At 58.5% G+C, this 15,267-nt stretch carries 10 protein-coding genes; 1 reads left to right on the forward strand and 9 read right to left on the reverse strand.

Annotation, left to right across the window (positions count from 1 at the left end):
- Positions 1 to 11 precede the first annotated feature (11 nt).
- Entirely contained in the window at positions 12 to 2,252 is a 2,241-nt protein-coding gene (locus EKD05_RS05595; RefSeq protein WP_165360605.1) for an ABC transporter permease subunit, read from the forward strand.
- A gap of 84 nt (positions 2,253 to 2,336) precedes the next feature.
- On the opposite strand, the gene EKD05_RS05600 is transcribed toward EKD05_RS05595, so the two are convergent.
- The 9 genes from EKD05_RS05600 to recN form a co-directional block, all read right to left on the reverse strand.
- Positions 2,337 to 2,816, reverse strand: coding sequence for a nitroreductase family deazaflavin-dependent oxidoreductase (locus EKD05_RS05600; protein ID WP_165360606.1), 480 nt, complete (start codon positions 2,814 to 2,816; stop codon positions 2,337 to 2,339).
- Positions 2,817 to 2,820: 4 nt separating this feature from the next.
- Positions 2,821 to 3,768, reverse strand: coding sequence for a hypothetical protein (locus EKD05_RS05605; RefSeq protein ID WP_129671458.1), 948 nt, complete (start codon positions 3,766 to 3,768; stop codon positions 2,821 to 2,823).
- Between the two features lie 134 nt (positions 3,769 to 3,902).
- Positions 3,903 to 4,883: a class II fructose-bisphosphatase gene (glpX, locus tag EKD05_RS05610; protein ID WP_129671459.1), complete on the reverse strand. Its 981-nt coding sequence runs from the start codon at positions 4,881 to 4,883 to the stop codon at positions 3,903 to 3,905.
- A gap of 22 nt (positions 4,884 to 4,905) precedes the next feature.
- A complete protein-coding gene (locus EKD05_RS05615; protein WP_129671460.1) occupies positions 4,906 to 7,029 on the reverse strand; it encodes a SulP family inorganic anion transporter in 2,124 nt (707 codons plus the stop codon).
- A gap of 43 nt (positions 7,030 to 7,072) precedes the next feature.
- A complete protein-coding gene (locus EKD05_RS05620; RefSeq protein ID WP_129671461.1) occupies positions 7,073 to 8,116 on the reverse strand; it encodes an agmatine/peptidylarginine deiminase in 1,044 nt (347 codons plus the stop codon).
- 5 nt (positions 8,117 to 8,121) lie between these two features.
- Entirely contained in the window at positions 8,122 to 9,006 is an 885-nt protein-coding gene (locus tag EKD05_RS05625; RefSeq protein ID WP_129671462.1) for a carbon-nitrogen hydrolase, read from the reverse strand.
- Between the two features lie 134 nt (positions 9,007 to 9,140).
- Positions 9,141 to 10,163 (reverse strand): MraY family glycosyltransferase, encoded by a 1,023-nt coding sequence (locus tag EKD05_RS05630; RefSeq protein ID WP_129671463.1) that lies wholly within the window; start codon positions 10,161 to 10,163, stop codon positions 9,141 to 9,143.
- A gap of 1 nt (position 10,164) precedes the next feature.
- A complete protein-coding gene (locus EKD05_RS05635) occupies positions 10,165 to 13,506 on the reverse strand; it encodes a hypothetical protein (protein WP_129671464.1) in 3,342 nt (1,113 codons plus the stop codon).
- Entirely contained in the window at positions 13,503 to 15,260 is a 1,758-nt protein-coding gene (recN, locus tag EKD05_RS05640) for a DNA repair protein RecN (protein WP_129671465.1), read from the reverse strand. The genes EKD05_RS05635 and recN overlap by 4 nt, the downstream gene beginning before the upstream one ends.
- Between the last annotated feature and the right edge of the window lie 7 nt (positions 15,261 to 15,267).

The raw sequence follows: 15,267 nt of genomic DNA on the forward strand, positions 1-15,267 counted from the left end.
AGACCAACCATATGCTCGCTATTACGCGACGTGAAGTGCGCGAAACCCTGGGCGATTGGCGCGTTGTCTTACCGATGCTGCTCTTGACCCTGATTTTGCCCCAGTTGCTCGTCGCAGCCTCGTCGCAGGTGATCCGTTTTGTTGACGATCCCGATCTCGCTGAACGCCTCGTGCCCTTTGGCGCCCTGCTGGTCGGGTTTGTCCCTGCGAGCTTTTCGTTAATTACGGCGCTCGAGTCCTTTGTCGGCGAACGTGAACGCAATACGCTCGAGTCACTGCTCGCGATGCCTCTCTCGGACAATGAACTCTATCTGGGTAAGCTCGGTTCGTCACTCTTGACGCCGCTGCTTTCGAGTTTGGTCGCGATGCTGATTTTTGTTGGCCTCTTGCTTGGCTTCCGCCCCGAGCTCTATTATGGCTCGATGGATCTGTCGCGCCTGGTTTTGCTGTTGCTCCTGATTACCTGTATGGCCGTGGTGATGGTGACCGGTGCCGTCGTGATTTCGTCACACATCACGACCGTGCGTGCGGCCAACTTGATGTCGAGTTTTATCCTCATCCCAATGGTGGGGATTATGCAGATCGCTGCCTTTCTGATCATCAACGGTCGGTGGACTGCGTTGTGGCTGGTTGCGGCCGCCCTGGTTGTGCTCGGTGCACTTTTGATTCGTATCGGTATGCGTACCTTCAGTCGCGAAGAACTCCTCTCGCGTGAGCATCTCCAGGGCCAGGTACGCTGGAGTGTACCCATGCCAGCCTGGTGGGGCAAACGCAGATCAAAGCGCAAGGCGCATCAAGCCAGGTGGACACAATCGGCAGTCTGGCTCATTGCCCGACGTGAACTAAACGAGGTCATCACCGACTGGCGCGTGCTTATTCCGCTCTTCACCTTGATCTTTGGGTTTCCACTGGGGCTGCTGGCCGGGGTGAATCTGGCCCTCGGCTTTGTTGAGGGCGAAGGAAATATTGCTCGCCTGATCCCTTTTGTTGGCCTGCTCGTCGGGTTTGTTCCCGCCAGTTTTGCCCTCATTACGGCCATCGAGTCCTTTGTCGGCGAACGCGAACGCAACAGTCTCGAGTCGCTCCTGGCTATGCCCGTCTCGGATCGCGAACTCTACATGGGCAAGTTGATCGCCGCCCTGATCGTGCCCCTCTTTGGGAGCCTGACCGCTATGTTCACCTTTCTCGCGGCCATTCGCCTCGTCTTTCCCCGGCTCTATCTGGTGGGGATGCAGCCCGAGTCACTGCCCCTGCTGATCCTGATGATCAGTGTGGTGAACCTGCTGATGGTCGCCGGGGCCGTGGTGATCTCGACCAATACGAGCAGCATCCGGGCCGCCACGCTCCTCGCTTCGGCTGTCTTGGTGCCCACCGCCGTCGTCATCCAGCTTCAAGTCCTGCTCTTCATTGCCCAACGCTACGATGTGCTCTGGTATGTGCTCGCCGCTCTCTTTGTGGTTGCGCTCGGCTTTATACGCAGTGGCATGGCCGGTTTTAATCGCGAGGAGATCCTCTCGCGTGAGCATGACGACCTCAATCCAGGGCGCATTGCGGCAACCTGGCGCAGTTTCTTCCGCGAGTACCAGCCTGCTGGGGTGCCCGTAACCGCGTATCAGGGGTTGGCCTTTTCACCACGCCGTTTTTATCGGCACGAGTTTCCGGCCCTCTTGCGCGAGTTGCGCTTGCCCATCCTGGCCGTGCTGCTCGTTTCCATCGGTGGAACGTGGCTGGGGTTTAGCTTTGCGCCCTCAATTCTCAACATTGATCTGCAAAACCAGCTTGGCAATCCTCCGCCTCCTTCATTATCATTGGCTGCATTTGTCTTTGCCAATAACCTGCGCGTCTCGGTACTTTCCAATATCTTTTCGGTGATCAGTTTCGGTATCTTTGCGCTGATGGTGCCTGGGGTCGCCTTTGGTCAGATCGGCTTTTTTGCCGGCCAACTGGCCCGCGAGGGCGGCAACTGGCTGGCACTCGGCAACGATAGCCCGTTGCAATTCCTGCTGGCGTATGTGATCCCCCACGGGATCATCGAATTGCCCACGTTTATCCTGAGCGCGGCTCTGGGCTTGCGGATCGGCGCGGCCTTGCTCTCGCCACCGCCTGGGTTTAGCCCCGCCGAAAATTTGCTCTGGGCTCTCGCGAATTTCGCCAAAGTCTGGATGCTCGTGCTTGTGCCGCTGATCGCGCTGTCGTCGCTGGTCGAGGGATTGATCACGCCCCGGGTGGTGCTGATGCTCTATGGGGGCTGAGTCGGATCTAACTGCTTGCCCTGAAAACAGCCAGCTTCGCTGGCTGTTTTCAGGGCAAGCAGCGGTTTCCCAACCACTCAATACTTATTCCAGCACCATCATTGGAATAACACGCCCGTCAGTATTGTTCTGATACGACGCATAGCCAGCATAGAGGGCAACGGCGCGCTTCCAGAGGTGGTCGCGCTCTTCGCCTTCAGCCTGGCGCGCCCGATAGGTTGTAGTGCGTCCGGCAATGTGTACCTGGCACGCAGGGTTGGCCTTGAGATTGTGGTACCAGGCCGGATGTTTCCTTGAGCCGTAGTTCGAGGCGATCAGCACAATCCGTTCACCGTCACGCAAATAGACCAGCGGCACGGTGCGCAGCTCACCACTCCGCGCCCCCGTGGTCGTCAACATAAGCGTGGGCACGAAAAAATTGAGAAAGAGGATCTGTCCTCCACTGGCTTGATAAAAAAGATGGTCAAGCGGCTGGATCACATTGCGAATAACCTCAACCCCGATGGGTGAGCCGAAGAAGTTGACTGCGCATTCGCGCATGCGTATTAGTGGATAATTTTGCATATTTTTATGAGACAGGTAAGCCATATTCGTGCGCAACATCACGCAGCGTATGCATCAATTCAATCGTCGCCCCGATTTCAGCTTTGTTGATCGAGACGCTCTCGACCACAATGCCCAGCGGGATCTGGTCGCGATAGGGTTGGTCGAGGATGCGCCGCAGCAGATCCCGACACACCGCAATCGAGCGACTCAACGGGGCTGGATCATCTAAAATTGCCGCTGCCGTGGCATCGGGAAGAGCAATGCCGAGCCAACGCATAAAGTTCATGGTCTGAGGACGACCGACCGGGACAAAGTCGAGCAGTATGCGTTGCGGTCGCTCATTGCGTGCGGCACAGTCACGGACATAATCGCCAAGCAGCCGGATCGTCGGCTCGGCATCATAGACCGCCTGCGAGATAAAGTAGCGTATCCCTCGCTGCGCCTTCTGAATAAGGCGGAGACTCTCGCTCCGTCCGGCCCCATGACGCTCGGCAATCGCGACCCCACCAAGCACAAAGCCAGCAGGATGGGCAGCTGCAAGCTCGGTTGCCCGCGACAGCGCAATGCTACTTTGCGCATCTTTGGCACTCGACAAGCCAACGAGCGAGAGATAGTGAACCTTATGCTGCTCAGCCGCCCGGTCAAGCCATGCGGGCCAACTCTGCTCGTTTTCGGTAGCAATGCATTTGTAGGTCACGACCGGCTTGCGCGTCAACTGCCGCAGCAGCGTGGCATACGGTGGTGAGTCAACCGTCGGGAGAAAAGGAAACGGGCGCGGCTCACTCGTCCGCGCTGATTCGTCCTGAACATCATAGACAACCAGGCCGTCGAGCGGCAGATCCGCGACGCGCTCGGCGAGCCGCGCCGCCGCCCCGAGAACCCGGTCAGCCGGGGCATCAGCGCGTGGCGGGGTTGTTCCATAGAGCAGCGCAAAACGCTCCGGATCAGCCATCGTTGTTTCAAGTGACATAAACCCATCCCTACGGCAAGGCGCAACGGGGCCTACGGCCCCAACCACATTTGCTGACCGAGTCAACCGCCCGCATTGCGGGTAGTTGCCTCGGTCAGGTATGAATCTAGTCTAGGCTGAAAATGCTCTCGCTGTCAAGGTGTTTCCGGTTCAAGCAGATGCTCAGCGACAATCATGCGGCGGGTTCGGGTTTCACTCCGCAAGATCAGCGAATTGGTCGTCGCCCGTGCGCCCTCAAAATGTACCCCGTCCAACAAAAGGCCATCAGTAATGCCCGTCGCCACAAAAAAGATCTGATTGCTACGCACCAGATCGTCACACATCATGGTACGACGTAGATCGAGACCTGCCTCAACGACGGCCATACGCTCGTCAACGCTCTGCGGGGCCAGGCGCGCCAGCATCCCCCCGCCAAGGGCCTTGACTGCACATGCGGCCATCACGCCTTCGGCCGCCCCTCCCGCCCCCATCAAGGCATCAACCGGGCCATCAGGCAAACTCGCGAGCACAGCCCCCGAAATATCACCATCATCGGCAAGCATCACCCGCGCCCCAGCCGCCCGGATCTCGGTAATCAGGTCAGCATGACGAGGCCGCTCAAGCACAAAAATCACGAGGTCACGGATCGCTTTGCCTTTAGCCCGGGCAATCAAGCCAATCGTCCAGGCCGCCGGAGCCGTTATGCACTCGGGCACCAGGGCCGGGGCAACGACCCGATTGACGACGATCTTTTCCATATAGATCGCAGCACTGGCGGCCCACATCGTGCCTTGCGGTGCAACAGCAGCGACGGCCACCGCGCCCGGTCGCCCCCGCGCCAGCAGGCGGCGTCCATCAATCGCATCCACCACCACATCAACGGGCACCCCTCGCCCGCTCCCTACCCGCTCACCGCCAGGCAAGGCACTCCGCAGCCGCAGCCGTCCACCTTCACAGATGACAATCCGCCCATCGAGATCAATCGCCGCCAGCGTATCGCTCATCGCCTGACTCGCCGCGAGTTCAGCTTCCTGGCGGTATCCAAGGCCCATCCAACGTGCAGCGGCCATCGCCGCCGCCTCGGTGGCCCGCACGAGATCGAGCCCCGTATTGCGATGGAGTTCCGGCTCGCTCATCAATGCTCCTCTCTCTCTAACCCTACGTCTCAACTGCCATCAACAGATTCTGGCCTTCCCAGGTCAAGAGCCCCCCCCCAAGAATGCGGACATTCGCATACCTTTGCTCGGTCAAAGCCAGAAAAGCCCGTTCACTCCGACGGCCACTGCGACAAACCAGGATAAGCGGGGCTTCGCGCGGCAGATCCGACGGATTGATGAGTAGGTCGCTCAGCGGAATCGAAATTGCCCCCGGGATATGGCCCAACCGGAACTCACGTGGTTCACGGACATCAACCACCAGAGGGGGCACCTTGTCGTGCATCATCTTCCAGAGTTCATGGGCTGCAACTGTTGGGGCCGAGACACTGCCAAGCGGCAACAACGGAATGGGAGGAGCCCCACCCGGCAGGGTACGTTTGGGCAGCGAGTGGCACTCACGAAAGGCGCGCCACTCGCACTCATAGATGCAGACGGCTGGATCAAGAATTCGATAAAAGATCGTCTCAATCGCCAGATCTTCATCAAGAAAGCGCGCCGCCCCAACCTGATCATAAAACCCGGTCAAACGCATCCGTTCCAGCACCGGATCCCGCACCCGCACAAAATAGATCTCGCCCCCGCGATCCCGTACGACCCGCCGCACATTTTCGAGCATACGAATGCCACTGATATCGCAATGCTGCACGCTATGCATGCGCAACAATAAAAACCGTTGCCCCGGTGGCGCATCAAGAATGCGAAGCAGTTCCTCTTCGATATGATTGACGGCCCCAAAATAGAGATCGCCCAGCACATCAACCACCGCCAGTTGTGGACATTGCGGACGCTCGGGAAAAGCCGCCCAGTGACTGAAGGTCAGGTCAGGCAACACCGCGACCACCCGCGGCATACTGGTGCGCAACAGATAGTACCCCAACGACATCAACACCCCGATCAAGATGGCAAACTGCAGCGGGAGTACCAGCGTTGCCAGAAACGTGACCACCATAATCACCGCATCGCCCGGTGCTCCACGCCAGATCCGCTTCATCGAACGCAGATCGATCATGCTCCAGGCCGTCACTGCCAGTGCCCCGGCAAGCACAGCCAGCGGAATTTGGGCAATCACATCGCTCAAGACAAACGCAGCCACCAGCACAAACACGCCACTGAACGCATTGCCAAGCGCCGTCATCCCGCCGGCCTGATAGCTGAGCGCTGAACGGTTAAACGAACCCGAACAGGGATGCCCACCAAAAAAACCAGCGGCAATATTCGCCATGCCCTGCCCAACAAATTCCTGATTGCTATCAAGACGCTGGCGCGAATGGCTCGCCACCGCCCGCGCAATCGCAACAGCCTCGACCAGGCCAATCAGCGCAATGGCAAGAGCGCCATTCGCCAGTTGCCCAATCAGATTGAGATCGAACAGTGGCAGCGATGTAAAGGGCGGCAAACCCTGGGGCAACGTGCCAAGCAAGCGCACTCCCTGCCCTTCAAGTTGCAACACCCAGGCACTGAGGCTGATCGCCGTCACGCCAACAAGCACCGCTGGCACCACGCGTGTGACCCGCGGCCAGAAAATGATCAAGCCAATCGTCGCCACACCAAGCACAAGTGACGGCACATGAACCGCCTCAAGCTGTGATACCGCCCCGATCACCGAACCAAGCGGGCCTTCAGTTGCAGGAATCGACAGGCGCAAGATCGGGCCAATCTGATTTGACATGATCAACAGGCCAGCGCCCGCTGTAAAACCCACCGCCACCGAATCAGAAACAAAGTTAACCAGAATCCCGAGGCGCGCAAGCCCCATCAGCAGCCTGATCAGCCCGGCAAGCACGGCAAGCAACCCGGCCGCCAGTAGAAACTCGGGCGAGCCAGGCAAAAAGAGCGGGGCCAGAATCGACAGGGTCAGAATCGAAGCCGTATTGGTTGGCCCACTATTGAGATGGCTCGACGAACCCCAGAGTGCCCCGACCATTGAGGCAACAAAGGCCGTATAGAGCCCCATCGTTGGGGGAAGCCCGGCAAGCAGCGCAAACGCGAGCGCTTGAGGAAGCAACACGAGGCCAACCGTCAACCCGGCAAGCAGATCAGACCGCAGGGCGACAAGAGGATAGCCACGCAAGAGACGCACCGGCTGGCTCAACAGCACCGGCATCGTCCGCAAATAAGCCAGCATGAGCCTGCCTCAATAACAGCGGTATGTTACACCGCCAAACGCGTCACTGTGGTGGTGCAGGAACCTGCTGGGTTAGACAATGCCAAGCCCCGAGGCCCCATACAAGCTCGGTACAATCAAGTCCCACCACCTCACGCTCAGGGAAACACTGTTGCAGGATGGCCTGGGCCCGTTGATCATTGGTATGGTTAAAGAAGGGCACCAGTACCACCCGGTTCGCGACATAAAAATTGGCATAACTGGCAGGCAAGCGCTGACCTTCGTACACGACCGGTGGAGGCATCGGCAGCGTCAACACGGTCAAATGACGACCGGCCAGGTCAGTCATATGCTGCAAGCGGGCGAGATTCTCTTGCAACACATGGTAATTCTCATCAGACGGATCTTCTTCCACGGCTGCAAGCACGACCCCAGGGGCCACAAAGCGGGCGATATCATCAACGTGCCCATCGGTATCATCGCCTACAATGCCCTCACCGAGCCAAAGAATGCGTTGCACCCCAAGGTATGTACAGAGTTGCGCCTCGATCTCGGCCTGGCTCAGCGTCGGATTGCGGTTTGGATTGAGCAGGCACTGCTCACTCGTCAGAAGCAACCCGGTGCCATCCACCTCAATCGAGCCACCCTCCAGCACCATCGAATTCGCAAAGCAGGGCGTATCAAGATAGGCCGCCATCTGACGGGGAATCTCGTTATCGAGCTCAAACGGCGGGTATTTGCCCCCCCACGCATTATAGTTCCAGTCAATTGCCGCCACCTGCGGCTCTTCATCACGCACCACAAAGATCGCCCCGTGGTCACGGCACCAGGCATCATTGGTCGGAAAACGATGAAAAAAGAGCTCACCCGTTGCCCCAGCAGCAGCAAGCAAAGTGCGCGCTTGGGCTTCCATCGCCGCATCGTTCACATTGATATGCACCGGCTCAGAGCGCAGCAAAACCGCCACTGCCTGCGCGTAGATCGGCAGAATTGCCTCAAGTTTGCCCGGCCAACTTGCCTTATTGTGCGGCCACGACAACCATGTCGCCTGATGGAGGACCCATTCTGGCGGCATCCGGTACCCAAGTTCAACTGGAGTTGCGCGCATAGCTCTCACTCATCAATAAAACGGCGCGTGATGTCGGCATAGGCATCGATCCGGCGGTCACGCAGGAACGGCCAGTGGGTACGCTGCACATCAAGCTTGCCCAGATCAACCGGCACAACCAGTACCGCAGGCGCATCCACTGGCGCAAGCGCCAGGATCGTACCCTGGGGATCACTCACAAAACTCTGCCCCCAGAACTCGATGCCACCCTCGGGATCGCCTTCGTGACCAGTGCGATTCACACTCACCACATAACATCCATTGGCGACCCCGTGCGAGCGCTGAATCAACTCCCAACTCTGGTGCTGAGCCGCGCCATGCGCGGCCTTTTCAGAAGGATGCCAGCCAATCGCCGTCGGGTAAAAGAGGATATCCGCGCCACGCAGGGCCGTCAAGCGGGCACCCTCGGGATACCACTGATCCCAACAGATCAGCACCCCAAGCCGCCCAAAACGCGAGGGAAAGACTTTGAAACCAAGATCACCGGGGGTAAAGTAGAACTTCTCATAGAAGAGCGGATCATCGGGGATGTGCATCTTGCGATACTTGCCAAGATAGCTCCCATCGGCATCTAGCACCGCAGCGGTATTATGGTAAAGACCTTCGGCCCGCTTTTCAAACAGGCTGACAATCAAAACCACCCCGAGCTCACGGGCCAGTTGACCAAAGCGCTCGGTGGAAGGACCCGGTACCGGCTCGGCCAGTTGAAAATGATCATGATCTTCACGCTGGCAAAAATAGAGCGACCGGAAGAGTTCGGGCAAACAGATGATCTGTGCCCCACGGGCGGCAGCCTCACGAATACCCGCCTCGGCGCGACGATCATTCTCGGCGGCCTCAGCCGTCAGTCGCAACTGCACCACCCCGAGGTGAACCTGCTGAGCGGCCATGTCTCTCCTCATCCCTGGGCTATCCTCCCTCAGCATTGTACCATAGACCAGATTATACCCTTACGCCCCCCAAAAGGGCTACTTCGAGATGCCAGAAAAGCTGGCATCTCGAAGTAGCCCTGGTTTTGAGGTCGTCAGCCCTGCCCAGATCCCCCACGAGGGCACGCCCGTTCCAGCCAGATCAGCGCCGCAACCCCCACCGCAGCCATCATCACCGCCACAAAATAGGCCTCGACCATCGTGGCCCGCGTCAGGTACACCCCCACCATGCCCGCCGCACCACCAAGCAGATAACAGGTCAGAACCGCCTCGCGCCGGGTCAACCCGAGCGCATGCAGGCGGTGCGACAGGTGATCTTTGCCCGCAGTTGTGAATGGGTTGACCCCACGCCGCATGCGTGAGACAACCACCAGGCTCGTGTCAAAGAGGGGCACCGCGAGAATGCAGAGCGGCACCATCCATGTAACAACCGGGGTGCTGCTTGGGAAACGGAGCTTGATCGCCAGCGCCGCCAGCATAAAGCCGAGAAAGAGACTGCCTGTATCGCCCATAAAGACAGTTGCCGGGTTGAGGTTGTAGCGTAAAAAGCCGATGCACGCACCAATCAAGGCCGCTGCCATTGCGCCAACCAGCACCTGTCGTGGCTCGTTCATTGCCGCAAGCAAGAGAAAAAAGGTCGCCGCAATCGTCGTAATCCCACCCGATAGGCCATCCATATTATCGAGAAAGTTGATCGCGTTGGTAATAATGACGACCCAGAGCAACGTCACAAGCCAGTCGAGCCAGATCAGCGGAAAGAGTTGCACCTGCGTGCCACCAAGTAACAAGACGATCCCGGCCAGCAGTTGACCCGCCAATTTCGCCCACGCACTGAGGCCCCACCGGTCATCGGCCAACCCAAAGAGCGAGACCAGGGTCGCCCCAACCAGGATCGCGATCAACTCGACAATATACGCCCGATCACCAAACAGAATCAGCGCCGCCACAAAACTGCCATAGATCGCCAACCCACCCAACAGCGGCACCGGGGTGATATGCAGATCACGCACGCGTGGCACCGCAACCACCCCCGCCCGCAACGCTAGACGCCGAACCAGCGGCGTCGCTAGCATCGAAAAAGTCAGCGCGACGATGGCGATCAGGGCCGTCTGAATCATGCTAGGGTGCTCCCTGCAATTGCTCGAAGTAGGCGATCAGTTGTTGCGCCTCAGCAATTGTGGCTTCGTTCCCCGTCCCCGCCTCGAGTCGCCCGATCAACGCTCGCAACTCGGCGACTGCATCGGCATGCCGCGACACTTCGCTTAGCACAATCGCATAGTTGCGAATATAGTTGAGGTTATTTGGTTCGAGTTCAGCCGCTCGAGCATATGCAACTAGCGCTGCCTCGGTGTCACCACCACGCACCGACAACAGACCAGCCACCGTGTGCAGCAAGGCAAGATCGGTGCGCAAGCTTTGCGCTGCGCTGCTCTGCGGGTCAAGTTTCTGGTAACGCTCCTCTTGGGTTGCGATCACGCGCAGATAGGCATCACGCAACTGCAGGATCAACTCGGGTTGCTCGGCTAGCGCATTGGCGACATTCTCAATTGAATTGACCGTCTGGCGGGCCGAGATACCGATGGCTTGACTATACGCATTGGTCGCCGCAACCAGATCTTGATTGCGCGACAGGGTCAGATCGGCAAGCCTGATATACGTGTCAACATAACGCTGGTCAAGCGCCGCCGAACGCTGAAGCAACTCCTCGGCCCGCGCAAAAGCAGCCTGAGCCTCTTCCGTCTGCCCCTCGGCGATCAACTGATCACCCTTGAGAATCAAGACCCCCGCAAACTCGTTGAGCAGCGTGACATCCTGAGGGGCCAACTCTTCGACCTGATCGTACCAACTGAGCGCATTTTCGAGGTGTGCCGGGTCATTCGACCAGCGATACCAGACACTGTTGAGCCGCCCAAGATTGGCAAAATGGTCTTTGTTCAGCGGGCTCCGGTTATGTGCATGCAGCAAGACTGCCTCGGCATAACTCATCAATTCATTCGGGCTGCTCTGCTGCACAAAAGCGGCAATCGCATTGCTCGATTCAAGCCCCAAGAGCACCGTGAGTTGAGGATCGTCTTTGGGAGTGCCGAGTTCAGGGCTTTGCGCACGTACCGTATCAGCAAGCGACATCAGCACCCGCCCAAGGTTCAAGTAGTAGAAATCTTCGCGTGTATTGAGGCGAACCGTTTGCAGATACTCATTGAGGGCCACGATCAAGCCATCAGCCGATGCCTCGGCGCGTTCACTCAGCCCCTGGGCTTGCTGGAAGTGCATATCGGCCCTGATCGGATTGAAATTAAAGCTGAAAATGGCAATGAAGGTGAGTACAGCAATCATGCTATAGGCAAAGATCGGCCCCGCCCCTGGCACCGTATTGCGTGAACGCGCCGCGTTGCTTCCACGTGCAACCTGCTGACCACGCGCCGGCCCCTTGCGCCGTTTCCCAGTCGCCTGTCCACCACGGTGAACCTGCGCAGCACTTGCGCCATCTTCAGGTACGGTAGCCACGGCTGGTTCCGGTGGCGCAAGCGAGAGGTGATAGTGCCCCGCCAGAGCTCCACCCGTCACGGTCATTGCCAGCACCATCCAGAAGTGGGTCAGGGTCGAGACAATGGGAATACCCGTCAAGCCCTCGACAAACGTTGCAGTAATTGTACTCAAACAGGCAATGAAAAAGACCTGCCAGCGCCAACTCGCACTGTTGCGCATCAGTTTCCAGCTCAAGAAGACAAAGCTCACGAGCAGGAAAAGATAACTGACCAGGCCCAGCAACCCTCGGGTCACCAGTTCATCAAGCAGCGCCTGGTGGGATCGGTCTGGTGAAGCCCCACGCGCCTCGATATTGGCCAGCGAAGGTGGATAAAACGGGTTAAAAGCGACAAACATGCTCTCGGGGCCCCAGCCAATCACCGCACGCACTGGATCGCTCATAATCAACGCGACCGCGCCGCCCGCATGCTCATCGCCAATCCAAATCAACCGCCGCACCAGGCCCGTACCTTCACCGACTTCGAGCAAACGCCCCATGCGCCCGATGTAGGGCACTTGGCGCAGTTGCTCAAACACAGGTGCGTTCGACAGGTTGAACGTGATCAGAAAACCACCGACAGCCAGCGTCAACGTGACCCAACTGATCAAAAGACCACGGAAGAGGCGCGCCCGCGCCATCTGCTCGGTCGCCCTGGCATGACGCCAGGCTTGCCACAGCACAAGCGAGAAGAAGACAAAGAGCCCCGCCCCGAGACCAATCCACGGGCCACGACTCTGCGAAAAGACAATTGCCACTAGCAGCATCAGGGCCGCCAGGCTAGCCGCCGCCCCGTCAAGCAACCGACCGGCACGGGTTGGCTCAAGCGGGCGACGTGGCAACGTCATCCCCAGGGCATACGCCCCAATCAGCGCGGCAAGCGACGCAAAAAACCAGAGGCTCCAGTCACTTGCATGAGCCGCCTGATCACTGGTCAATAACGTCTGCGCCCCACTGCCCGCCGAGATGGCAAACTGCATTGCAAAGACCAGCAGAAAGCCCATCGTGAAGAGACCGGGCCAGAGCGGCATACGTCGGTCGCCGCGGTCAAAATTGGTCGTCAGCAGCCACCAGATCGTCGTCGTCGCCACAATCGAACCCGGCCAGACCCACCAGTAGCGTGCATCAATAACCCGGATCACGGCCCCAAATTTAATCGTCGCCAGCAAGAGCATCAAACCGGCCAGCACCAGCAGTGCCCGCACCAGGATCCACAACCACTCACGCCCGAGCAACGGCCCCGCCTGTGGGGCCGTTGGGGCGTCACTGAAGGCAACAAGCGACCGGTAGAGCGCGAAGGGCACGATCATGATCATATAAGCGGCCACAAAGATCGAGTTGCCCATCGTCGAGGCAATGCGGGTCAACACATCGCCGCGCCAGGGCAGTGGATCGAGGCCGAAGTGCTGCAAAAGCCCGTAGCCCGCTACGGCGATCCCCGTCGCAATCATCATGGTGACCATGCGTTCAAGCTGTTCGCGGTGACGCAACGTCACCAGAATCACGATAAACAGCATGATGTACGAGAGATTCGTATACGTTCCCTGAAGGCGCTGGTACGATCCCCAGAAGCTCATCCAGGGCGTCACCGACGTGATCGTCGTCAGCAAAAAGACCCCTGCATACACTGTGGTTGGCACAGCTAGAGGAATGGCCGCAAATCTTCGCCAAAGTGGCGGCACCGGTTTGGCCTCTTCGGGCGGGGGATCGGTTACGGCAGGTTTGCGTTTCTCACCTGACAACCAGCCATCAAGCAGACCAATCAGCACGGCAGCGGCCCCGACCAGTGCCAGCGAACGCAGCACTGCGATCTTGTCGGGTTCGAAATGGCGGGCCGAATAGAGATTAAAATAGAGTGGAATAAAAGTCAGGGCAAGCAACCAACTGGCCTCGGCAATACGTGCCGCCCAGCGGCTGACAGACGTGTTCGCAGTCATGGCGTAGATACCTGTCGCTTCACTTTCCAGGCAATGGCCCGCTCGATGATTTCGCGGGCGTTGGCGCGACTATGCTCGCTGGGGCTACCATCAAGCATGGCCGCGAGTTCATCAATCCGTTGGTGCTCATCAAGACGTTGAACCTGTGTACGCGTGCGTCCAGGCTCAAACTCTTTCCGAATATGGTAATGCGTATCGGCAAACGCAGCGACCTGTGGAAGGTGCGAGATGCAGATGACCTGATGATTCTCGGTGATCGTCCAGAGTTTCTGGCCGACCACCTGGCCAGCACGCCCGCCGACGCCAACATCAATTTCATCAAAAATGAGGGTTGCGACTTCATCGACCCGCGAGAGAATTGATTTCAGCGCAAGCAGCAAGCGGGCACTCTCGCCACCCGAGGCAATCTTCGCCAGGGGCTTGAGTGGTTCGCCAGGATTCGGCGCAATTTGAAATTCAACCTGATCAATGCCAGTGCGATCAACTGCCACCTTGCGCCCCGCCAACGGTATACCCTGCTGATCAGGGGTCTGCTTGATGCTGACAAAGAAGCGCACCTGCGGCATTGCGAGATCGCCCATCGCACCTTCGATACGCTGGGCCAGTTCATCACCAACCTCGCGTCGTCGCTGCGACAAGCGACTGGCAAGACTCCCCAATTCGGCCAGGGTTGCCGCCTCTTGTCGTTCAAGTTCGACAATATGCACCGCGCTATTTTGCAAGCGCTCAATCTCGGTCTCGGCATTGGCCGCCCGTTCGACCAGGCTGGCAAGATCGCCCCCATATTTGCGCTGCAAATCACGCAGCACCGTCAACCGATCTTCGAGGGCATCAAGACGGCCTGGATCGGCATCAAGCCCGAGGCGGTAGGTACGCAGGGCAGCCGCCAAGTCTTCAAGCTGGTAATGCAACTCGCTCGCCGTCGTCGCCATACTCTCTACCGAAGGATCAAGGCGCGCCAGTTCGGCCAGATTACCCGCAACTGTGGCGATCAACTCGATGATTGGACGACCAGGCGTACGTCCACCTTCGCGCCCCGCATACAGGTCGGCATACGCTTCCGTCGCCAACCCGGTCACCCGCGCCATATTTTGCACCACCTGCCGCTCACGCACCAGATCTTCTTCTTCACCCGGTCGCACCCTGGCGGCGGTCACATCCTCGATCAGAAAGCGCAACTCTTCGATTCGCGCCTGACGCTGGGCCTCGTTGCGCCGCAGATCAGCCAACTCATTGCGAAGACCGCGGAGGATCTGCACCTGGCTGGCAACCTGTTCGCGAAGGGAGAGCAATTCGCCAAAACGGTCAAGCATCTCGAGATGCGTTCGCGGATTAAAGAGCGAGAGGCCCTCGTGCTGCCCGTGGATGTCAATCAAGCGCCCACCAAGCTCACGCAGCACCGCCGTATTGACCGCACGCCCATTGATCCGTGCGACACTTCGTCCTGACTCAGCACTGATCTCACGCACAACAATGACTTGCCCGTCATCATCATCAAGCAGATCATGCTCACGTAGCAGCGGGGCCACTTGGGGGCAATCGTCCAGGCTAAAGACACCCTCGATCCGCGCACGCGTGCAACCCGCCCGCACAAATGTAACATCAACCTTTTCGCCCCGTAACATGCCCAGCGCATCAATAATAATTGACTTGCCCGCCCCGGTCTCACCGGTCAACACCGTAAAACCTTCACCAAGGCGAAGGTGTAGACGATCAATAATGGCAAAATCACGGATCTGCAGCTCAAGTAGCATAAAAAAT

The sequence above is a fragment of the Candidatus Chloroploca sp. Khr17 genome, from assembly GCF_004138165.1.
In the GTDB taxonomy this organism is placed as follows: Bacteria; Chloroflexota; Chloroflexia; order Chloroflexales; family Chloroflexaceae; genus Chloroploca.